Below are 20292 nucleotides of genomic sequence, written 5' to 3'. Positions count from 1 at the left end.
GCCTGCAACTGCCAGCGAGGTACACGATGAGCGCCAGCGCCTGGTTCGCCCTGTCCCTGCTGGTGCTGGCCGCAGGCGTCGCCCTGCTCGGCATTGCCGGCTGGGTGCGCAGCCACCGCGAACAACGCACCTCGGCGACGTTGAAGACCGCGCTGCAGCCGCGCGACGAAGCGCGTGACGCGGAGACCACGCGGCGCGATTCGCTCGGCTGGCTGGAGCGCTTCGGTCGCGCGCTCAGTGGCGGCCGCCTGGAGGCCGCGCTGCTGGCCAATGAAGACCGGCTGCTGCTGGACCTGGCCGGCTGGAACACGCGCCGCGGCACGGCCATCTACCTCGGCCTGCGCCTGTTGCTGGCCGTGCTGGTGCTGGCGCTGGCACTGGCGTTCAGCAGCGCGCATGGACTGGCCCGGGTGATGGTGGTGATCGGTGCGCTGGCGGCTGGACTGCTGCTGCCGAAATTCATTCTTTCATCCTGGGTGAAACGGCGCCGGCGTGCGGTCGACAATGAACTGCCACTGCTGATCGACCTGCTGCGCCTGCTGCAGGGCGTGGGCTTCAGCATGGACCAGAGCCTGCAGACACTGGGCGACAAGCTGCGTGATGCACTGCCGGTGCTCGGTGGCGAGCTGCAGGAGGCCAACGTGGCCTACACCCACGGCCGCACCCGTGCGCAGTCGCTGCGGCGCCTGAGCGAAGTCTATGCCGACGACGACCTGACCAGCCTGATGCAGCTGATCCTGCAGGTCCATGCCCACGGCGGCGCGGTACAGGAGCCGCTGCGGCAGTTCAGCATCCGGCTGCGCGAACAACGCCGCAACACGTTGAAGGAGAAGGTCGGCAAGCTCTCGGTGAAGATGACCGTGGTGATGATGCTGACCCTGTTGCCAGCGCTGATGCTGGTCCTTGCCGGCCCGGCGCTGGTTGCGCTGGCTACCACCATGTCCAAGATGGGATCGCCCTGATGCCTGCCCTGCGCACCTCCTGCCTGCTGCTTGCCCTCGCCGCCGTCGCCAGTGGCTGCGCCTCGACGACGCCCAAATACCTGCGCGCGCCCAGCCTCGCCGCGCCGGAGCCGGCACCACAGGACAGCCGCAATGCCTATCTGGAACTGATCGGGCGCATGCAGCAGCAAGGCGCCTGGTACGCCTCGCTGGCACACGTCGATGCCTTCCGCCAACGTTATGGTGATCCTCCGGCACTGCGCCTGCTGCAGGCTGATGCGCTGCGCGAGACCGGCCAGGCCGATGCGGCGGTCGCGGTGTATCGCGAGCTCTCCAGTGGCCCGCAGGCGGCCGCTGCCGCACATGGCCTCGGCCTGATCGCCGCGCGTCGCGAGGACGACGCCGGCAGTGAGCAGGCATTGGCGCGCGCGACCCAGCTGCAGCCACTGAATACCGACTACCTCGGCGACCTCGGCTATGCACGGCTGCGCGCCGGCCAGTTCGAACAGGCCCGCGAACCCCTGGCCAAGGCACTGGAACTGTCGCCAGGCAACGCCAAGGCCACCGCCAATCTCGCGCTGTGGGCGGTGCTGCGGGGCGATACCGCTACCGCCGAGCGCCTGGCCCAGCAGGCCAGCCTCAATGAACAGACCCGTCGCAGCATCCAGCAGCAGGCCACGCAGATCCGCGCCCGCCTGCAGCAGCGCCAGGCCGCCGCCGCAGCGGCGGTGGCTGCAGCACCTGCGCCCACCCGCAGCGGCACCAGCAGTGCGGGCACGCCAGCGGCGACCGCACGACTGGCCGCCGAGCCGCGCCGCGACAGCCGCGATGAGCGCGATCCGCAGCGCCTGCCGCCCTCGATGCTGGAACGCTTCAGCGCCTCCGATCAGCCGAACGGGAACACGCCATGACCACGTTGCCTATGACCCGATGCCTGTTGCCCCTGCTGGCCGGCCTGTTGGCAGCCGCGGGCGCGCAGGCGCAGCAGCAGCCATTGACCGGGCAGATGCTCGGCGGCGGCACACCCACTACACCGGCTTCGCAACCGCTGCAGTCCGAGTCACTGGCGACGGTGAATCTGGCGGTGCCCGCAGCACCACCCGCAGCAGCGGCAACGCCGGTCGCACTCGCCGCCCCGGCGCCGGCCCCGGTGGCGCCCCGAGCGCCGCGCAGCGCGATCGGCGACACCGTACGCGACCTGTTCCGCCTGCAGGCATCAGGACAGCAGGCAGGACAGCGCCTGCCGATCCTCGGCGACCAGGCCACGTTGAGCTATGCCCGCTACATGAAGAGTTTCGAACACGAGATCCCGGACTTCTTTGAAACCGATGTCGCCAAGTCCAGGGGAACATCCTCATCCGGACGCTGAGGTAGGCCATGAAACGCCCACGCCAGTTCAGTTTCAGCCGCCCACGCGGCGGCATGTCGATCACCATGATGCTGGTCATGCTGGCGTTGCTGGCCATGCTTGGCCTGATCGAGATCGGCTACCTGTTCTGGGCCAAGCGCGATGCGCAGAAGGTTGCCGACCTGGCCGCGCTGGCCGGGGCGCAGCGGCTGGAACTGTGCACCTCGGACAACAGCGACAACAGCGCGGCACGACAAAGCGCACTGGTCCAGAACGCGTTTGCCGGCAGCGTGCAGGTCCGTTGCGGCAACTGGAGCGCCACCCGGGGCACCGCAAACCGGTTCACCACCGCCATCGATGCCGCCAACCCGCGCAACGCGGTGCAGGTGGTCGCCGAACGCAGTGTGCTGCCGTTCTTCGGCCAGAACACCAGCCTGCCGAAGGTGAGCGTGCAGGCCGTGGCCCGGCGCGCCGAGCCCACCGCGGTGTTCGCGGTGGGTTCGCAGCTGCTGCGCACCAATGGCGACTCGGTACTGCTTTCGACCCTGCGCCTGGTCGGCCTGGATGTCACCAACGCCACCGTGCTGTCGTATGACGGCCTGGCCCAGGCCAACATCACTCCGTCAGGCCTGCTCAAGGCACTGAACATCCCGGTCACTGCCAATCTCAGCGTGGCCGACTTCAATCGACTGCTGTCGGTCAACAAGATCTCCCTGGCACAACTGGTCAATGCCACCGCCACCGTGGTCGGCCGCGATACCACCGTCGGTGTGCAGCTGCGTGCGCTGTCCGATCTGGTCGCCACCCAGCTGGACATCAACAAGCTCAACATCGTGCTCGGCAGCCAGTCCGGCGGCGGCGGCCTGTTCGCCGAAGTCGTCTCGCCCGATGGCACGGTCGGCAGCGCGCTGGAATCGAAGATCAACGTGCTCAACCTGATCAGCACCGCCATCTCGATCGCCAACGACGGCAATGGCGTGGCGGTGAAGGGCCTGGACCTGCTCGGCATCAACATCCAGGCTGGCGTGGTCGAGCCGCCGTCGATCGCCATCGGCGGTGTCGGCACGCGCGCCTACAATGCGCAGGTGCGGCTGATGGTGGACGTGGACAGCAACAACCTGTTCGCGGTGGGCCCGCTGCTGAACCTGCTCGGTACCCGCCTGCACCTGCCGCTGCATGTCGACGTTGCCAATGGCATGGGCACGCTGACCGGCATCCAGTGCGGCGCCAGCCCGCCCAAAGCCACCATCCAGGTCGATTCCTCGGTGCTGCGGGCCTGTGTCGGCACGGTCGATCCCGCGCAGCGCTTCTCCAAGAGCAATGTCTGCGACGCAACGTTGAAGAACGAACAGCTGCTGAAGCTGCTGGGCCAGCCCCTGATCAACGACAAGATCACCCTGCCCGCTCTCACCAGTACGCAGAACCTGACCCTGGCGGCCGGCGAGACCGGCTCGACCCGGATCAATCCGCTCGCGCTGGGCAACGCGGTGTCGGACCTGGTCAACGAACTGCTGCGCGTGCTGTCGGGCATGCTCAGCTCGCCCAAGCAGGGCATGAGTGCCAACGACACCGCCAAGGCGCTGGCCGATCGCTACCTGCAGGCAGCGTTCCCGCCCAATACCCGTTACGACGTGGACAAGCTGATCCCGCTGCTGCGCGATGGCGATTCCAGCCGCCAGCTGGCCCCGCTCAACAACTGGACCGTGCCCGGCGGACTGCCTTATGCCTGTGGCCTGTTGAACCTGACCACCTGCCACAAGGATGGCCCGGTCTGGGATGCTTTCAGGGTCACCGTTACCGGCCAGGGCCTGGGCGTGCTCGACGGCCTGCTCGGCTCGCTGGTCGGCGGCCTGCTGATCAACCGCTGCGACAGCCTGCTGGGCAACCTGATCGACTACAACGGCTGCGTACGCAACAACCTGGCGTCGTACATCCAGACCGCCCCCGCCGGCTTCCTCGACGGCGCCGGCGGCAGCGGTGTCACCAATCCAGACGGCAGCGTCAGCTGCAGCGGCCTGCTGTGCACGCTGCTGAAGCCGATCCTGGCCGCACTGCGGCCGGTGCTCAACAGTGTCGGCACCCTGTTGACCAACCTGCTGGCGAGCGTACTGGGCCTGGAACTGGGCCGGACCGACGTCAACGTGCAGTCGATCCAGTGCAGCGCCGCGCAGCTGGTCTATTGACCGGTGACGGGCGCCCTTGGCGGCGCCCGCGCCCATGCTAGACTCCCGGCGGGGAACCACCTTCATCTCAACCCACACTCATCCGTGGATGGTCTAGACATGCGAGAAACTTCAGGGGGCGCGGTCTTCGCCCGGCACGCGCGCGGCGCGGCACTGCTGGCCGTGGCCATGATGCTGGTGGCGCCGGCGGCGATGGCAGCCCGTGGCGAGCGCGAGGCCGCCGCAGAACCGGCGGCGCGCAGTGCACCGGTGGTCCGCAATACCGTGGACGAGCTCAAGCAGTTGATGGATTCGCGCCAGCTGACCGAGCTGCGCACCACCTACAACGGCAACTACGGCGCCAGCCTGCTGTTCAACGCCAATACCCTGACGTACTACGTCGCCCTGTTCCAGGAGAAGAACTTCTGGCGGGTGATCAAGACCGACGCCGTCGACAACGCCGAGCGCGTCTACCGGACCTTCGCGCAGCAGTCCGAACAGCTCGCCCAGGTCTACATCGATACCACCCGGCTTGAGGCCGGCAAGCGCTATACCGAGCGCCTGGTCGCCTACAACGAGGAGCGCCTGCGCACGCTGCAGCAGGAAATGGAACAGCAGCAGGCACAGTCGGCGCAGGTCAGCGCTGCCCTGCAGCAGGCCCAGCAGCAGGCGGTCAGCCTCAGCACCGACGTGCAGAGCACCAACAGCCAGCTGGATGCCCTGCAGCGCCGCATCCAGATCCTGCAGGCCGAACAGGGCAACCCGGAACTGAGCCTGCCCAAGCCGGACAGCGTTCCGGCACCGGCTGCGGCCAGCGACGGCCGCTGACAGCTGGCTTCAGGTGCTTTCCGACAACGGCGCCGCAGGGCGCCGTTGTCTTTTCCGGCGGCGCAGATCCGTCTTCACCGGCAGGCGTCATACACCGCATCATCCAGCTGCCGCCGCTGCACGAAGTCCAGCCGCTTTGCCTTCGCCAGCCTTTTGCCGCGCTGTTGCCGTGCGCGCGTGCAGGCGGCGGGGTCGGCACTGAGCGGAATCAGCGCTCCCCGTGCCCGCCCCGGTCGCGGCGTGCGCGGCCTGCCTGCCGCCCGGCCGGCGGTCGGCGACGCCGGACCACGCGCCAGCGATTCCTCGCGCGGCACCTCCCAGCGCCATTCCGCGCGCCCCTGGCACGGCATCTGCTGATAGACCGGATGCGGCCCGTCCACGCATTTGTAGACATTGCTCTGCGCATGCCCTGCTGCGGTCAGCAGCAGGCACAACAGCGGGCTCCACCGTGCGTTCCCCATCTCCGTCGCCTCATCGGGACTGCCACCATCCTCGGCGCCGCCGCGCCACCGCGCCAGAGCGATACGCGTCACGGCGCAGGCCCACATCGCAAGAAAAAGGGGACGGAGGGAATTAAGTCGTTTGTGCATATACGACTTAATTCCCTCCGTCCCCTTTCTTGAGTTACAGCGCTTCGGCCAGGAAGGCCAGCACCGCAGGCCCGACTTCACGGTCCGCGCGGGCATGGCCTTCGGCGGTGCCTCCCACCTGGATATAGGGGCCAACATCGCTGCGATGGGTGGCCGGCTGCAGCAGCGGCGTGATCAGATGCCCCGCATCCGGGTAGTACAGGAACCGGTCACGGTCGCCCCGCCCCGCCGCAGCGAGGCGCCGCTGCGCGACCGCCATCATGACCCCGGAGTCGCCAAGCCGATCATCCCCGCCGCCGATCCACAGGGTGCGCGCGGCGATCGTCTCGATCGGCAGCAGCGCCGCATGCAGCGCGGGCTGCCATTGCGGCCCGGGCCGACCCCAGTCCACATCTTCGCGATAGGGCAGCCACGGCAACGGCCTGCCCTGCCAGCTCAAAGGCGAGCGGTCCAGCGCACGGAAATCGGCTGGGGCCACGTCGCGCGCAATGCCACGGAACGGCGCCGGGCTGCCCACCCAGGACACCGCTGCGCGCAGTTCGGGCAGATGCACCGCCGTTGCCAGGGTCACGATTCCTCCCCAGGAGCCCCCCAGCAGCCCGACCCGTCCGCGATCCACCCCGGGATGGCGCTGCAGCCAGTGCACCGCGTCGCGCACGGTTTCCAGCGGAACCTCGATCAGGTCCTTGGGCACACCCGGTCCGCGATACCACGCCACCGACAGCGCCACGTAGCCATTGCTTGCCAGCCACGCCGCATAGAGATCGCCACCGTCGAATCCACCTTCCGCACCACCCAGTGCCACCAACGCCGGCATCCGTGCATCGGGCTGCAACCCGGTGGGCAGGTACAGGTGCGCTTCGCGTCCGTCGATCTCAACGCGTTGCGCGCGTACACCCGGCAGCATCAGATGGCGCTGCAGGGTTCGCCGCGCCACCACCGATCCCGCGCGCTCCACTTCCAGCTCGAAGCTCGCAGCTTGAAACCCCAGGCCATCGCCGGCGCGCGGCAGGTGCAGCGGCAACGCGCTGGCCTTGCCCTGCTGTGGTTGCATCGACCAGATCAACCCACCTGGGTCGACGCCCCGATAGCTGCCCTGCTCCGAGCCACTGCGTGAGGTATCGACACGGCCTTGCAGGTCCGCGCGCAGTGCGGCCTGCGATTGCCAGCGCTGGCCCCGGCTGTCCTGCATCGACAGCCGTACCTGCACCACCTCGGCCACCGCCAACCCCTCCACGCTGATGACCGGAACGCGGTCGGCGCGGCCCTCGTGATCATCGACGGTGACCCTCACATCGGCCAGCGCAGGCAGCGCCAGCATTCCCAGCAACATTCCCAAGCCCCAACGCATCCGCACGCCCCGCCTTGATCCGGAAAAACGCAGCGTGCATCGACCGCAGCGCGGGAGCGCTGCGCTTCAATGACGATGGCACCAACCGTGCCGCAGCTGGCACCGGCCGTGGCTCAGGCCCGCGCGGCCAGCGCCGCCTTCAGTGCCGGCCGGTAGCTGCGGCTGGCCGGCACCTGCACGCCGTCAGCCAGTTCCAGCAGCGCGTCGCCGTTGTGGCGCTCACTCAGTGATTTCACCCGTAGTGGATTCACCAGCACCGAACGATGCACCCGCAACAGCCCCGTGCCAGCCAGCCGCTCGGCCAGCTGCGCCATCGGCTCGCGCAGCAGATGCAGCTGCTGCCCCACGTGCACGCAGGCGTAGTGGCCTGCCATGTCGATGTAGTCGATCTGTGCCAGCGGCACGAACTGCACCCCGCCCGCACCCGGCACTGCCAGCACCTGCGCACCGCACTCCGTAGCCACGCCCAGGCCCGCCAGCCGACGCACCCGCTCGATCGCCTCCTGCAGCCGAGGGGCCGCGACCGGCTTGAGCAGGTAGTCGGCCACGCCCAGTTCGAAGGCGCGCAGCGCGTGTTGCGGCAGCGCGGTCACGAAGATGGTGTGCGCCGCCAGCCACGGCTGCTGCTGCGGCAGTTCCCAGCCGCGGCCGTCCGGCAGGACCAGATCGAGCAGCAGCAGATCGAACCGGCGACCCTGCAGCTGATCGCGTGCCTGCGCGAGGCTGGCGGCCTCCGCATCGACCCTGACCTGTGGCATCGCCGCCAACAGCTGGCGCAGCCGGAAGCGCGCCAGCGCCACGTCATCCACCAGCAGCACGCTCAGCGGGCGCGTCACGCCGCGATCTCCGGCAGGATCACCCGTGCGCGGTAGCCACCGGCCTCGCGGTCGGCCTGCAGGCGGCCACCGATCATCGCCAGCCGTCGGCGCACGGCGGCGTGGCCGCTGCCCAGGCCATCGCGCGTGCACGGGCGCATGCAGGCGTTGAACACCTCCACATCAAGCAGGCCTTCATTCACCGCCGCACACAGCTCGATCCGCAACGGCCCGTCGCCCGGCTGCCAACCGCTGTGCAGGACCGCGTTCTCGACCAACGGCTGCAGCAGCAGGCCCGGCACCTGCCATGACAGCGACGCAGCGCTGGCCTGCAGGTGCAGGTGCAGCACCTCGTCGCGCAGCAACGACTGCAGGGCGACATAGTCCTGCGCGGCCGCCAACTCATCGGCCAGGCTGCGCTGCGCGGGGCATTGCAGGGTATCGCGCAGCAGTGACGAAAGCTGCGCCAGCGCCGCATCGGCAACGTGCGGGCGCTGCAGCGCAAGACCGCCGATGGCATTGAGCGCGTTGAACAGGAAGTGGTGCTGGAGATGCTGGCGCAGGGCGGCGTCACGGGCCTGCTGCAGCGCCTGCGACTGCGCCTTCAACCGCTCCAGTGCGGCCAGGCCATGGCCCACTCCCGCCACTGCAATGAAGGTGGGCAGCGCGAACAGGGCCGTGATGCCGATCGCGCGCGCAGCCTGCTGCAGTGATGGCAACGGCTGCGCCTGCCACAGGTGCAGCAGCAGGTGGCCCAGCGTCCAGCCCGGCGCGGTGAGCAGCGGGGTCAGCACCAGGCCCAGCAACACCCAGCCCAGCAGCTGCCGCGGCCCGCGCAGCGGCCATCGCCGGCATGCCACCCACAACGGCGGCGTCACCAGCATCCAGGGCAACTCGGCGCCGAGGATGAACAAGGTTGCCGGCATCAGGCCGCCCGGTTGCTGGCTCAGGTGCACCGCCGGCACAGCGGTAGCGATCAGCAGCACCCACAGCGCCAGCATCACCCAGCGCGGGTGCGGCAGCGAGCGCGGGGCTGCGGGCGCAGGCGACAGGTAGACGGTGGAAGCAGGCATGCAGGACATCGAACGGGAAGCAGGCGCCATGCTAGGTGGCTGCGCCGAATCGTTCCCGTGCCGGAAGCAAGGGGCCGCCCTGCTAACCAGGGGGCCGGATCCCTTTCCGTTGGAAAGGGACCGGCCCTTGCGCCGTCACTGGCCCTTGGCCGCCTCGGCATTCCACGCGGCCACCTTGGCCCGGGTCTCGGCCAGCATCCTGTCCAGCGCGGTGCGGTCGTACACCGTGCCACGCAGGATCACGCTGTCGATCTTCGCGGTGGCGGCGATGTCCTGCAACGGGTTGGCGGTCAGCAGCACCAGGTCCGCCGCCTTGCCCTGGGCGACGCCCCCATAGCGGTCCATCTGGCCGAACCAGGCCGGCCCGGAGCGGGTTGCAGCCGACAGCGCCTGCGGCGCGCTCAGGCCCTCCTTCACGAACAGCTGCAGCTCCTGGTGCAGCGCGATGCCCGGGAAGTTGAACGAATTGAGGAAGCCGGCATCGGTACCGGCGATCAGGGTCACGCCCGCTTCCTGCAGCATCGGCAGCACCGCCGCCACCCGATGGTACTGGGCGTGGCGCGCCTCGATCTGGGCCGGCGTGGCCTTGGCCGCGCGATCCACGCGCCACTGGTAGGTGGCACGCAGCTGCGGCCCGATGTAGGCCAGATAGGGATCGTCGGCGTGGTCGTCCTGGTCGAGGAAATCGAGGATGCGGCCGCCGTTGAGGGTCGGGGTCACGAACACGCCACGCTTGGCGAAGTCCCGGTAGGCGCGCATCGCGGTGTCGCGGTCGAAGCTGGCGTCGAGGCGCCGATTGGCTTCGGCGCGGTCGATGCGGCCGGCGCCGAAGTCCGCAGCGATCTGCGCCTCGTCCTTGCTGCCGGCCTTGAAGGCATAGTCCAGATGCTCGATCGAAGCCAGCCCTGCATCGATGGCCTGCTCCACGGTCAGCGCCATCGGAATGTGGCCCGATGCCTTCAACCCGGCACTGCGTGCGGCACTGGCCGAGTACAGGAACAGCTCCGGCTTCAACGTGCTGTCGGTGATCTTCACGAAATCGACCTTGTCATGCTGCAGGCGGGTGATCGCCTTGTCGACATCGGCTTCGCTGCCCACTTCAATCGTGCCCTTCCAGACCGGCTTGATGCCTTCGATCTTCGCGCCTGAACTGAGCAGGCGCGGACCGAACAGCGTGCCACGGGCGATCTCGCCGCGCCATTGCAGGACCTGCTCGGGCAGGTCACCGGAGCAGTCGCGCACGGTGGTGATGCCGTGCGCGATGTACAACGGCAGCAGTGCCTTGTTCTCCTCGATCAGCGCCGGGCCACCGCCGAAGTGCACGTGCATGTCCCACAGGCCCGGGATCAGGTACTTGCCCTGGGCATCGATCTGGCGCGTGGCACTCCACTGGGCGCGCAGCTGCGCGTCCGGGCCGACGGCGACGATGTCCTCGCCACGGACCACCACGCTCTGCCCCGGCAGCGTGCGGGCGTGCTCGACGTCGACCACGGTGGCATTGCGGATCAGCAGGTCGGCGCGCTCGGCGGCCGACACCGACAACGGTGCCACCGCAACAAGGATGGCAAGGAACAACGGACGGGAACGGAACATGGACAGCATCCTGGTGACGCACGACCAGCGTGCAGGGTGGAAGGGGTCGCTCTTCAGCGCGCCGCGCCATGCTGGCGCAGCAGGGTTTCGATGGCGGTGTAGCCGCGCAGGCGTGCGTGGGCCAGTGGCGTTACGCCGTCGCCGTCGGCCAGTTCGGGGTCGGCACCGGCCTCGAGCAGCAGCTGCACGATCTGCTGGTGGCGGGCGCCGCCATCGCCCAGCAGGATCGCCTCCAGCAGCGCGGTCCAGTGCAGGCGATTGACATGATCCACCGCAACACCGGCGCGCAGCAGTGCGCGCACCGTGGCCACATGGCCGCGCTCGGCGGCGGGAATCAGCGCGGTGCCGCCATAGCGGTTGGTGCTGCGCAGATCCGCGCCATGCGCCAGGGTCATCGCCAGGATCTCGTCCAGGCCACGCGCGCCCGCGTACAGATAGGCGCTGTCCTGCAACGCATCCTTGGCGTTGACGTCGGCACCGGCTTCGATCAGCTCGCGCGCGGCGTCCACGTTGTTGCCATGCGTGGCCAGCAACAGCGCCGTACGGCCCTCGCCGTCACGCGCCTCCAGGTCGGCACCGTCGTCCAGTGCCGCACGCACCGCGTCGGCATCGCCCCGCCCGGCCGCATCACGCAGCCGCGCATCGGCATCGCAGCGCGAGGTCGCGGTGCAGGCGGGGATGACCGCGGCCAGCAGGCACGCCAGCAGCATGCGCGCGAACGGCGCAGGCCAGCCAAGGGAATGATGGAAGCGCATGACGGTGTCTCCTCCTGCCCGGTGCCACGCAACGCCGTGGGTCGGACGCAACAGCCGACGTTGCCGGCCCCTGCCCTGCATGGTAGAAGTGGCCATAGGTATCCAGAAGTGAAATGTTCAAATGCCAGACAGTGCCAAATCGAATAGAACCCTGTTCGAACTGGACCTGCTGCGGGCGCTGGTGATGGTGGCCGACTGCGGCAGCTTCACCACCGCCGCTACGCGCCTGCACTCGACCCAGTCCACGGTCAGCCAGAAGGTGCGCCGGCTGGAAGAACTGGCCGGGCATCGCCTGCTGGAGCGCGGCCATCGCGACGTGCACCCCACCGATGCCGGCCACACCCTGCTCGGCTATGCGCGACGCATGCTCGACCTGAACGAGGAAATGGCGCAGGCCCTGGCCGGCGCCACCGTGGAGACCGCCGTACGCATCGGCGTTCCCGAAGACTTCGTCAACGCGCAGACCACCCGCATGCTGGCCACCTTCAGCCGCCGCCACCCGCAGGTGAAGCTGGAGATCAGCAGCGGCCTCAGCCGCGACCTCGCCCATGGCTTCGACCACGGCGAACTGGACCTGGTACTGGTCAAGCAGCGTCGCAACAGCCGCCAGGCCGTGCACTGCCGGCGTGAACCGATGCACTGGATCGACAGCCTGCGCAGCAGCAGCCTGCTGCAGGACCCGCTGCCGCTGGTCACCTTCCCGCCCCGCGGGCTGTACCGCGACGAGATGATCCACGCGGTGGAAGCCCTGGGCCTGCGTTGGCGCATTGCCTTCACCAGCTCATCGCTCAGCGGCATCCAGGGCGCGGTCGCCGATGGCATCGGCATCAGCCTGCTGCCGCGCCGCGCGGTCAGCCGCGAACATCGCATCATCGATGGCGAGCGCGAGTTGCCGGTGATCGACAACTACGAGATTGGCCTGCTGCACCGTGCCGACGCCGACGAGGCCGTGCGCGCGCTGGCCAGTGAGCTGTGGCGGCAGGTGCAGCGCGAACCGGACTGAACCGCCGCAGCGGTGGCCGTCCCCGCTGCGGGTGGCGGCAGATCGGTTTTCCTGCAGCAGACGCATCGGCCCCCAACGTGGGCGAGGGTCGCTCGGCGTGAAGTACGTCGATTTCGCGCATTGATCATCGAAATCTGATCAGGCCTGCCGCGCGGTGGCGGGCGCCGGTCTCCTACAGTACCGACTGATTCCGTGCCCCGCGGCGGCTTGCCATGTCCGACGAGATCCCCACCCGCTTCGATCCGCTGCCCGCCGCACTGCAGACCCATCTGCAGCACCAGCGCTCGCTGATCGCCGCACGCGTGGCCGCCGGCTTTCCCACGTTGCCGGTGCAATGGCCGCTGCCCGCCACCACGCTGCAACGCGTGGTCGATGCCGAGCTGATCGAACGTGACGACGGCGACGGCTGGGAAGCGCTGGGTGTGGCGTTCGGCGATACCCTGGCCCAGCGCGTGCCCGGACTGGCCTGGATGCAGGTCACCGATGCCTGGGGAATCGACGCGGTGCTGCGCTATGCCGACAGCAGCCTGCAGATCGGCGCCAGCACGCTGCTGCTCAAGCGCGTCGAGCAGGGCGAAGTCATCGACATCGCCCACCTGCTGGCGTGGCTGGAAGAATTCGTCGCCACCCGCGCCGACGACTACGCCTGATCGGCGCATTGGCTTCAATCACGCATTCACGCAGGGTGCGGGTCTACAGCCAACGGCCGCCGACCACCACCCGGCGCTCGGCCGGCACCGCCGCCACCGCGGCCGGGCCATGGTCGGCACGCACTGCCACGAAGGTGGCCGGAAGGCCTTCTGCAATGCCGTGTTCCGGCACTCCGATCACCTGTGCGGCGTGGCTGCTGACCATGTCCAGCGCCAGCCCCAGGTCCGCATCGGTGTAGAAGCCCGATCGATAGCCGAGCAGCATCGCTCGCTGCAGCAGATCGCCATTGCCGTACGGCCACCAGCAATCGCGGATGTTGTCATTGCCGGCGAACACGCGCACGCCCGCGTCATGCAGCGCGCGCAGCGGCGGGAACGGATGATCGCCCGGCGCGTTGCTCATGATTGCCACCCCCGCCGCGGCCAGCGCCTCGGCCACCTGCAGCGCCCGTGCCAGCGGCACTTCGCCCAGCGCGTAGGCATGGCTGACGGCCACCCGTCCCTGCATGCCGCTGGCACGGGTCCGTGCGGCGATGCGCAGCAGCTGGGCCAGGCCGGTCTCGCCGGGTTCGTGCAGATGGATGTCCAACGGCACAGCGTGCCGCTCGGCCAGGCCGAACAGCAGCGCCAGCTGGCCTTCGGCATCGCCATCCAGGGTGGTCGGGTCGATGCCGCCCAGCACGTCCACCCCCGCTGCGAGGGCCTGCTCCAGCACGGCGGCGGTACCGGCGCAGGACATCACCCCGGCTTGCGGGAAGGCCACCAGCTGGATCTGCATGATGCCGGCACAGCGCCGTGCCGCCTCGCGCACCGCCTCAAGGTGGCGCAGGCCGGTGCTGCCATCGATATCGACGTGGCAGCGCATCGCCACCGTGCCAAAAGCGCTGCACTGGCGGATCAGCGCTTCGGCGCGGTCAGCCATCGGTGCCGCAGCCGCCACCGCCACCTTTTCCACCGCCAGCCGCTCACGCAGGCTGTTCACCGGCTGGTGCGGATGCCAGCGGTCGCCGACGAAGCTCTTGTCCAGGTGGATATGGCCATCCACCAGCCCCGGCAGCAGCGCGTAACCCTGCAGGTCGACGCATTCGGCCCCCTCGGCGGGCTTGGCCTCGCCATTGAGCCCGCAGATGCGGCCGTCACGGATATGGAAATGCAGCGGCGCACCGTCGCGGTCGACACCACCGTGAATGAACTGGAGGGTCATGGAAAACTCCGGGAAAGCCAGCAAGGGCGCCATCCTGCGCCTCGCCAGCAGCATCGGCCAACGAAATATCTGGATGGCATGCATTCACCGCAATGATGAATGCTGCAGCTGTGACGCCCGGTTGCAGCGACACCCGGCACACCCCTGAACGGGTAACATAGGCGCCTGTTTCCGCTGTGATGCCGCATGCGCCCGTCCGACCGCCACGATCGTCTCCGCCGCTGGCAGGCCGCGTCCCTGCTGGCTGCCGCCCCGATCGCCAGCCTGTCCGCCACCGATGCCGCGGCCGCGTCGCCGTTGCAGTCGCCGCCGGGCCAGCAGCGCATCGCGCCGGGGGCACTGGTCGAGCGCCTGCACCAGCGCGTGCTGTCGGGGCAGAGCGCGACCGCCACCCTGGAGCACTGGTGCGCCGAACACGGCCTGGCCGAACAGGCACGGGTGCGCGCGGTGCGCGTACACGGCCAGGACAAGCCGGCGCCGGCCGACGTGCTGCAGGCGCTGGGCGCCAAGCCCGGTACCGACCTGCGTTATCGCCGCGTGCAGCTGGTCTGCGGCAGCCGCATCCTGTCCGAAGCGGACAACTGGTACCTGCCCGGCCATCTCAGCGCGGCCATGAACCAGGTGCTGGACAGCACCGACGAACCGTTCGGGCGTGTTGTCGGCCCGCTCGGCTTCCAGCGCCAGACCCTGGCCGACCAGACCTACTGGCCGCCGCGCGGCGAAGGCGACCACGCGGTGATCCTGGAAGTGCGCGCCCTGCTGCGTGACCGCCAGCAACAGCCTTTCAGCTATGTGATCGAGTCGTACCTGCAGCAAGCACTTCCGTAGGCGCGAAGGTCAGCACGCCCGGTCTGCTGTCAGTACGCGCTGATGCCGTTCGCGGCCGGGTCGACCGAGAACACGAAGCGCCCACCCTGCTGGCCCTGGCCCCATGTCATCGGTGCGGTGGCAAGGCTGTAGATCGGGGTCGACTTGTCCATGCCGACCGCTTCGGACCAGGCGTTGAAATCGTCCGCGCTGCGGCTGCGGATCTCCCCGACACACAGGCTGTAGCCGCAGGCAAACGACACCAGCGTGCCGTCGCCGCCCATCACGCGGCTCACCGCCGCCCTGTAGAGACGGGTCAGGTCCTGCGCCTCCGGCCGGCTCGCTGCATCCCGCTCGATCTGGCTGACGGCCTGCGCGAAGTCCTTGTCCGAACCAAGAATCGCCTCGCTTTTCTCCGCTGACAGCGCCCCTGCGGTCAGCAACCTGCGCTCACCATCGAGGAACCAGGCGTCCAGGCGCGCAGGCGCAGGCGCATCGGGGCTGGCCAGCGCAGGCACATCGGGGCTGGCCGACGCAGACGCCATCGCCGCGCGCGCGGGCCCGGCATGTGCAGGGGTATCCGCAACGGACGGCATGGGCGCAGCATGGGTCGCCGCGGCGCCCTCCTCCACACTCGCCGCCGGCGTGGCACTGCACCCTGCGAGTGCGACCACGGCAAACACACTCCATCGTCCTGCATCCATGCGCGTCTTCCTCGGTGTATCACCACAGCATGCCACGCGCGCGGCGGCAGCGCCGGTGCAATGCACAAAGAAAAGCCCGGCAATGCCGGGCCTTTCGTTCGCCTGCCGGATCAGCGGAACCGGTAGTCCAGCTGCAACCAGTACTGGCGGCCATAGGGGTCGTAGTTGCCGACCGGGTAGAACGGCCAGCCGCCTCCATTCCTGTCCGCCGGCGGGCGGCTGTCACGCAGGTTGTTGACGATCACGCCCACCGACAGGTTCTCGCCGAACTGGCGGAACACACTGGCGTTGTAGGTCATGTACGGTGCGATGCGACCGCTGCCATCGGTCTTCGGCAGCGAGCCGAAGCGGTTGCCGTACAGCGTGGTGGTCCAGTCACCCTGGTTCCAGGTGATGCTGCCGTTGGCCTTGCTGCGCCACTGGTAGTCATCCAGCGAATTGCGGATGTCACGTTCCGGATCATCGGAGAACTGCTTGTACGTGTGTTCCAGCACCACGGTGTAGGCCAGGCGCGTGGTGAAGCGGCCATAGCGACCGGCGTCGAAGCGCCAGTTGCCCTTCAGGTCCAGGCCGCGCACCGATTCGGACGCCGCGTTGATCGGATTGATCAGGACGCGGGTCACCTGGTCCGGCTGCACCGTGGCGTTGGACGGATTGCGGATCACCCGCGACAGCGCATCCACGCACAACGGTGAACCCGGATCGCGCGCCTCGCCGCCGAGCGTGCGGCCCAGGCGGCAATCGGCCTCGTCGCGCAGGATGCGGCTGGTGTCGAGGCTGGTCACTTCGTTATCGATACGGATGTCGTAGTAGTCGGCACTGAAATCCAGCCCGGCCAGCGGCGACCAGACCACGCCGAAGCCGTACGACTTGGCGGTTTCCGGCTGCAGCTGCGCGTTCGCGCGGTTGCTGTAGTCGATCGACAGGCCGTTGAAATCGCAGTTGTCGTAGGTCTGGCCTGCGCTGCGGCAGCGCCAATAGTCGGTCATGCCCGGGTTGTAGCCACGGGTTTCAGTGGCGAACACGTAATTCATGTCCGGCGCACGGAAGCTGGTCGCCGCCGAGCCACGGATCAGCAGGCTCTCGATCGGGCGGAACTCGACGCCGAAACTCCAGGTCGCCTTGCCGATATGCTCGCCGCCGGCGCGGTACTGGTCGTAGCGACCGGCCAGGGTGGTGGTCAGCGACTGCAGCAGCGGCAGCTGCAACTCCACGCCGGCCGCATAGCGGTCACGCTCGCCACCGGCGCCAATGCCGGCACTGGTGTTCCAGAACTCGCCGCTGCCCAGCCGCGGATCCGGACGGTTGCGGTAACCCTGGCTGCCGGCCTCCACCACCGCCGCCAGCGCGGCGTCGCCGCCGGGCAGCGCGAACAGGCGGCCGTTGACACTGGCGCTGAAGGTCTGCAGCCACGCCGCATTGCGGCTCTCCTGGTAGCCGGACAGGCCCGCGTACTCCTCCGGCGTCAGCGGCTTGAACAGCCGTGCCGGGTCCGGCGCATAGACCTCCACGCCGTTGCGCACGCCCAGCCTGGGGCCGAGCAGGTACTCGTTGATGCCAGCCAGCAGCACCGGGCGGCGGGTCCGGTTCTCGTAGCGCGAACGGCTGTAGACCGCTTCATAGTCCCAGTCGCTGCCGCCGATCCGGCCACGCGCACCGACGTTGAACGACCACGAATTCTCCAGGAAGCGGTTGGCGTTGCGCGGCAGGCCACCGATCTCTTCCGGCGCGAAGCGGCGATACCAGCTCTCCAGGTTGCCGGTGGTCTGGTTGTAGAAGTAGTTGCGGGCCGACGTCCAGGTCGGGGCACGGGTGTTGTTGGAGATCCGTGCGCTGCCCACCGCAAGGTCGGCGAACAGGTCGGTGTGCTCATCCAGGTGGAAGGTCAGCAGGCCGTAGCCGTTGAGGTTGCGCTTCTGGGTCTGCACGGTCCAGTAGCTGGCAGCGGCCTCGTTGCTGCCGCAGTACCAGCCCTGGCGCGGATTGAACGCACGGAACACGCTGCCGCTGTAGATGTCCGATGCGGCGTCGCAGCCGTTCACGCCCGGATCGATGTTGCGGCCAGTGGCGGCATTGCGGCGATAGGCGATGGCGGTCGCCTGCGGTGCCTTGCCGGTTGGATCATCATCCAGCGAATCCATGAAGTCGCGCTGCCGCGCGTGGATCGCCTTGCGCACATCGAACTCGAAACCGAACAGGCCATCCCAGCGCTCGCCGGAACTGCCACCGACCACCTGTACGCGCTGGTTGTCACCGCCGCCCTGCTGGGTGCCGCCGGCACGCACGTTCACATCCACGCCTTCGAAGCGGTCCTTGAGGATGATGTTGACCACGCCGGCGATGGCATCGGAGCCGTACACCGCCGACGCACCCGCGGCCAGCACCTCGATGCGCTCGATCAACGCACTCGGAATATTGGCCAGGTTGACGACGTTCACCGAGCCTTCGTAGGCCAGCGGGTAGTCGGCCTGGCGGCGGCCGTTGACCAGCACCAGCGTGCGGTTGGGGCCGAGGCCGCGCAGGTTGATGGTGTTGGCGGCCGGGGTAAAGGTGTTGCCGAAGTCCTCGCCCTGCACATTGCCGGTGTTCTCGGTCAGCGCGCTGAGCGCGTCGAACGCATTGCGGTAACCCTGCGCGTCGATCTGCTCGCGGCTGATCACCGTCACCGGCGACGGCCCTTCGACGCTGGCACGCGGAATGCGCGAACCGGTGACCTTCACTTCCTGCAACGAGGTGGGTGCGCTTTCCTGCGCGAAGGCCGGCAATGACACCAGCATCAGGGACGACAGCGCGAGCACCAGCGGACGCGGGCGCAGCGCCTTGTGGGAGGCGGACATGGGCTTCCTGGGGGAGTGGGTGGTGGTACGGGCGCTGCGGCCTGTGCGGCGCATAACGATCCCGTAACGAAAGTGTCCTGAATGGGTGGTTTCAACGGAAATGACCAGCCCTGATGGCCTTATGCCTGAACCGAATCAGGCCCTGCGGGGAGCGCTCCCGTTTTCTGCAAGCTTTTGAATGGTCCTGCGCTGCCGGCGCCGCCATCGTTGCAGGATGATGATTTCCGACCCGACCTTCGCCCTTCCCCCGCTGCGCCCGGTGCTGCGCGGCCACCTCGTGCAGTTGCAGACCGCCCACGCCACGCTGCGCCCGTTCCTGCGCTCCGACCTGCCACGCTGGCGCCGGTTCGATGACCACCGCCAGGGTGGGCGGCGCGACCCCGTCGGCATTGACGAAGAGGCGCGTTTCCTTGGCCTGATGCATCGCTCGCGCCTGCAACAGGAGAATGACCAGCTGCTGCTGGGCGTCTTCGACGCCGAGCGCGGCACCCTGCTGGACCAGCTGCACGTCCGCCTGCATTCGCTGCATGCACGCAGTGCCGAGCTGCGGTCAGTGCAGCATTGGCACGCACACACGGAGGCGGCGCTGCTGGCGCTGTGCCTGTTCCTGTTCAACGATGTCGGCCTGCACCGGCTGTTCGTGCTGTTGCCAACCGAGTGCGACACGCCCTTTGCCCGCGCGTTGCGGGCAAGCGGCTTCGAACTGGAAGGCGTACTGCGTGACCAGCACCTGGACCTGCACGGCTGGCACGACCGCCAGCTGCTGGCGCTGACCGCGCCGGCCTGGCGCCACAGCCGGCAGCGGGCCCGCTAGCGCACCCGCTCCAACGCCGCTCCGGCGCCGGTCAGAACCGAGCAGGCATGGTCCTGCAGTTCCTCGCCACTGGCTTCGTTGCCGCTGGCGGTATCCACGCGGGTGGCCAGCACTACAAAACCGGGGCCCCCCTGCACCGAATCACGCCCTGCCACCACCAGGCTCCACTGGCCGACGTCATCCACGCCGCTGAGCTCGTAGGCCAGCAGATTGAGAGGATTGGCGGTCAACGCCGCGCCCGGCAACAGCCGGGCCTGGTACTGATGGCCACGCAGCGGCACCGGCAGCGGCGCCCACTGCGTTCCCAGGCTGCCAGCATGCGCGTCCAGCGCCTGCAGCACGTCGGCGCGCAGGCAATCAACGTGGATGTGCAGCTGATGCTGCGAACGGCCATGCGGCGAATTCAGCGCCAGGCTGGCCACTTCACGCGGCAGCGGCTGGCCCAGCGCCTGCTCGGTATGGCGCCGGGCCTGCCAGGCCGACGCGAAGTAGTTCGGCGCACCGCGCCGGTACAGGCTGCGGTTCTCGATGCCACTGACCTTGTCCAGCGGCATCAGCAGGAACTGGTAATCGCCATGTGCGTCCTTGACCAGCACATCGCGACGGTCCGCTGCCGTTTCCACCCGCAGGCAATCGCCGCGCGGGCCCTCGCTGCCGCGGCAGTCGCGCTCGATCAGGCGCCACAGCGCATCGGAATGCGCCGGTGGCGGCGCAGGCGCACTGGCGCAGGCGGACAGCAGCAACAGGGACGGCAGCAGGAGGGGGCGCAGGGACACGGCAACGACTCACGGAACAGGCACGGCAGACGACGCCGCGC

Annotated in this window: 19 protein-coding genes; 9 read left to right on the top strand and 10 right to left on the bottom strand. The window is 68.6% G+C overall.

Annotation, left to right across the window (positions count from 1 at the left end; genetic code table 11):
• Positions 1-26: 26 nt before the first annotated feature.
• From Q0P60_RS16415 to Q0P60_RS16395, 5 genes are all read left to right on the top strand, one after another.
• Positions 27-962, top strand: a complete 936-nt coding sequence (locus Q0P60_RS16415; RefSeq protein WP_294995884.1) for a type II secretion system F family protein — start codon at positions 27-29, stop codon at positions 960-962.
• Complete coding sequence (locus Q0P60_RS16410) at positions 962-1852, top strand: Flp pilus assembly protein TadD (protein WP_294995882.1); 891 nt, start codon at positions 962-964, stop codon at positions 1850-1852. Before Q0P60_RS16415 ends, Q0P60_RS16410 begins: the two co-directional genes overlap by 1 nt.
• Entirely contained in the window at positions 1849-2310 is a 462-nt protein-coding gene (locus tag Q0P60_RS16405; protein WP_294995879.1) for a DUF3613 domain-containing protein, read from the top strand. The genes Q0P60_RS16410 and Q0P60_RS16405 overlap by 4 nt, the downstream gene beginning before the upstream one ends.
• Positions 2311-2318: 8 nt before the next feature.
• Positions 2319-4472 carry a TadG family pilus assembly protein gene (locus Q0P60_RS16400; RefSeq protein ID WP_294995877.1) on the top strand — a complete coding sequence of 718 codons (2154 nt, stop codon included), beginning with the start codon at positions 2319-2321 and terminating at the stop codon, positions 4470-4472.
• A 99-nt stretch (positions 4473-4571) separates the two neighbouring features.
• The gene (locus Q0P60_RS16395) at positions 4572-5279 is read left to right on the top strand and encodes a DUF2968 domain-containing protein (RefSeq protein WP_294995874.1); all 708 of its coding nucleotides are present in this window, start codon (positions 4572-4574) and stop codon (positions 5277-5279) included.
• A gap of 74 nt (positions 5280-5353) precedes the next feature.
• Here Q0P60_RS16395 and Q0P60_RS16390 read toward each other — a convergent pair whose 3' ends face one another.
• The 6 genes from Q0P60_RS16390 to Q0P60_RS16365 all read right to left on the bottom strand — a co-directional run bounded on the left by Q0P60_RS16390 (position 5354) and on the right by Q0P60_RS16365 (position 11456).
• Positions 5354-5740 (bottom strand): hypothetical protein, encoded by a 387-nt coding sequence (locus Q0P60_RS16390; protein WP_294995916.1) that lies wholly within the window; start codon positions 5738-5740, stop codon positions 5354-5356.
• Between the two features lie 163 nt (positions 5741-5903).
• A complete protein-coding gene (locus tag Q0P60_RS16385; protein ID WP_294995871.1) occupies positions 5904-7190 on the bottom strand; it encodes an acyl-CoA thioesterase/bile acid-CoA:amino acid N-acyltransferase family protein in 1287 nt (428 codons plus the stop codon).
• A gap of 143 nt (positions 7191-7333) precedes the next feature.
• Positions 7334-8056, bottom strand: coding sequence for a LytTR family DNA-binding domain-containing protein (locus Q0P60_RS16380; protein WP_294995868.1), 723 nt, complete (start codon positions 8054-8056; stop codon positions 7334-7336).
• Positions 8053-9108, bottom strand: a complete 1056-nt coding sequence (locus Q0P60_RS16375; RefSeq protein ID WP_294995865.1) for a histidine kinase — start codon at positions 9106-9108, stop codon at positions 8053-8055. The genes Q0P60_RS16380 and Q0P60_RS16375 overlap by 4 nt, the downstream gene beginning before the upstream one ends.
• A 135-nt stretch (positions 9109-9243) precedes the next feature.
• The gene (locus Q0P60_RS16370; RefSeq protein WP_294995862.1) at positions 9244-10701 is read right to left on the bottom strand and encodes an amidohydrolase family protein; all 1458 of its coding nucleotides are present in this window, start codon (positions 10699-10701) and stop codon (positions 9244-9246) included.
• Positions 10702-10754: 53 nt separating this feature from the next.
• Positions 10755-11456, bottom strand: a complete 702-nt coding sequence (locus Q0P60_RS16365; RefSeq protein ID WP_294995859.1) for an ankyrin repeat domain-containing protein — start codon at positions 11454-11456, stop codon at positions 10755-10757.
• Positions 11457-11577: 121 nt separating this feature from the next.
• Between Q0P60_RS16365 and Q0P60_RS16360 the strand changes: the two genes are divergently transcribed.
• Together Q0P60_RS16360 and Q0P60_RS16355 are read left to right on the top strand one after the other, a co-directional pair.
• Positions 11578-12459, top strand: coding sequence for a LysR substrate-binding domain-containing protein (locus Q0P60_RS16360; RefSeq protein WP_294995856.1), 882 nt, complete (start codon positions 11578-11580; stop codon positions 12457-12459).
• A 212-nt stretch (positions 12460-12671) separates the two neighbouring features.
• The gene (locus Q0P60_RS16355) at positions 12672-13109 is read left to right on the top strand and encodes a DUF3806 domain-containing protein (protein ID WP_294995853.1); all 438 of its coding nucleotides are present in this window, start codon (positions 12672-12674) and stop codon (positions 13107-13109) included.
• A 43-nt stretch (positions 13110-13152) separates the two neighbouring features.
• On the opposite strand, the gene Q0P60_RS16350 is transcribed toward Q0P60_RS16355, so the two are convergent.
• The gene (locus Q0P60_RS16350; RefSeq protein WP_294995850.1) at positions 13153-14313 is read right to left on the bottom strand and encodes an amidohydrolase family protein; all 1161 of its coding nucleotides are present in this window, start codon (positions 14311-14313) and stop codon (positions 13153-13155) included.
• 186 nt (positions 14314-14499) lie between these two features.
• Between Q0P60_RS16350 and Q0P60_RS16345 the strand changes: the two genes are divergently transcribed.
• Complete coding sequence (locus Q0P60_RS16345) at positions 14500-15141, top strand: hypothetical protein (protein ID WP_294995847.1); 642 nt, start codon at positions 14500-14502, stop codon at positions 15139-15141.
• A 29-nt stretch (positions 15142-15170) separates the two neighbouring features.
• Here Q0P60_RS16345 and Q0P60_RS16340 read toward each other — a convergent pair whose 3' ends face one another.
• Positions 15171-15716: a hypothetical protein gene (locus Q0P60_RS16340; RefSeq protein WP_294995843.1), complete on the bottom strand. Its 546-nt coding sequence runs from the start codon at positions 15714-15716 to the stop codon at positions 15171-15173.
• A gap of 218 nt (positions 15717-15934) precedes the next feature.
• Positions 15935-18661, bottom strand: a complete 2727-nt coding sequence (locus tag Q0P60_RS16335) for a TonB-dependent receptor (RefSeq protein ID WP_294995840.1) — start codon at positions 18659-18661, stop codon at positions 15935-15937.
• A 214-nt stretch (positions 18662-18875) separates the two neighbouring features.
• Here Q0P60_RS16335 and Q0P60_RS16330 point away from each other — a divergent pair, with 214 nt between their 5' ends.
• Positions 18876-19475, top strand: coding sequence for a GNAT family N-acetyltransferase (locus Q0P60_RS16330; RefSeq protein ID WP_294995837.1), 600 nt, complete (start codon positions 18876-18878; stop codon positions 19473-19475).
• Here Q0P60_RS16330 and Q0P60_RS16325 read toward each other — a convergent pair.
• On the bottom strand, positions 19472-20251 hold the full coding sequence (locus Q0P60_RS16325) for a CDP-diacylglycerol diphosphatase (protein WP_294995834.1): 780 nt from the start codon (positions 20249-20251) through the stop codon (positions 19472-19474). The genes Q0P60_RS16330 and Q0P60_RS16325 overlap by 4 nt on opposite strands.
• Between the last annotated feature and the right edge of the window lie 41 nt (positions 20252-20292).

This window comes from uncultured Stenotrophomonas sp. (genome assembly GCF_945952405.1).
Lineage (GTDB): Bacteria > Pseudomonadota > Gammaproteobacteria > Xanthomonadales > Xanthomonadaceae > Stenotrophomonas.
This window is presented reverse-complemented; position numbering and strand designations above follow the sequence as displayed.

Bases quoted from the DNA above. Each gene is read 5' to 3' on its own strand.
- Q0P60_RS16415 (WP_294995884.1), top strand. From the start codon at position 27: ATGAGCGCCAGCGCCTGGTTCGCCCTGTCCCTGCTGGTGCTGGCCGCA.
- Q0P60_RS16410 (WP_294995882.1), top strand. From the start codon at position 962: ATGCCTGCCCTGCGCACCTCCTGCCTGCTGCTTGCCCTCGCCGCCGTC.
- Q0P60_RS16405 (WP_294995879.1), top strand. From the start codon at position 1,849: ATGACCACGTTGCCTATGACCCGATGCCTGTTGCCCCTGCTGGCCGGC.
- Q0P60_RS16400 (WP_294995877.1), top strand. From the start codon at position 2,319: ATGAAACGCCCACGCCAGTTCAGTTTCAGCCGCCCACGCGGCGGCATG.
- Q0P60_RS16395 (WP_294995874.1), top strand. From the start codon at position 4,572: ATGCGAGAAACTTCAGGGGGCGCGGTCTTCGCCCGGCACGCGCGCGGC.
- Q0P60_RS16390 (WP_294995916.1), bottom strand. From the start codon at position 5,740: ATGGGGAACGCACGGTGGAGCCCGCTGTTGTGCCTGCTGCTGACCGCA.
- Q0P60_RS16385 (WP_294995871.1), bottom strand. From the start codon at position 7,190: ATGCTGGCGCTGCCTGCGCTGGCCGATGTGAGGGTCACCGTCGATGAT.
- Q0P60_RS16375 (WP_294995865.1), bottom strand. From the start codon at position 9,108: ATGCCTGCTTCCACCGTCTACCTGTCGCCTGCGCCCGCAGCCCCGCGC.
- Q0P60_RS16370 (WP_294995862.1), bottom strand. From the start codon at position 10,701: ATGTTCCGTTCCCGTCCGTTGTTCCTTGCCATCCTTGTTGCGGTGGCA.
- Q0P60_RS16365 (WP_294995859.1), bottom strand. From the start codon at position 11,456: ATGCGCTTCCATCATTCCCTTGGCTGGCCTGCGCCGTTCGCGCGCATG.
- Q0P60_RS16360 (WP_294995856.1), top strand. From the start codon at position 11,578: ATGCCAGACAGTGCCAAATCGAATAGAACCCTGTTCGAACTGGACCTG.
- Q0P60_RS16355 (WP_294995853.1), top strand. From the start codon at position 12,672: ATGTCCGACGAGATCCCCACCCGCTTCGATCCGCTGCCCGCCGCACTG.
- Q0P60_RS16350 (WP_294995850.1), bottom strand. From the start codon at position 14,313: ATGACCCTCCAGTTCATTCACGGTGGTGTCGACCGCGACGGTGCGCCG.
- Q0P60_RS16345 (WP_294995847.1), top strand. From the start codon at position 14,500: ATGCGCCCGTCCGACCGCCACGATCGTCTCCGCCGCTGGCAGGCCGCG.
- Q0P60_RS16340 (WP_294995843.1), bottom strand. From the start codon at position 15,716: ATGCCGTCCGTTGCGGATACCCCTGCACATGCCGGGCCCGCGCGCGCG.
- Q0P60_RS16335 (WP_294995840.1), bottom strand. From the start codon at position 18,661: ATGTCCGCCTCCCACAAGGCGCTGCGCCCGCGTCCGCTGGTGCTCGCG.
- Q0P60_RS16330 (WP_294995837.1), top strand. From the start codon at position 18,876: ATGATGATTTCCGACCCGACCTTCGCCCTTCCCCCGCTGCGCCCGGTG.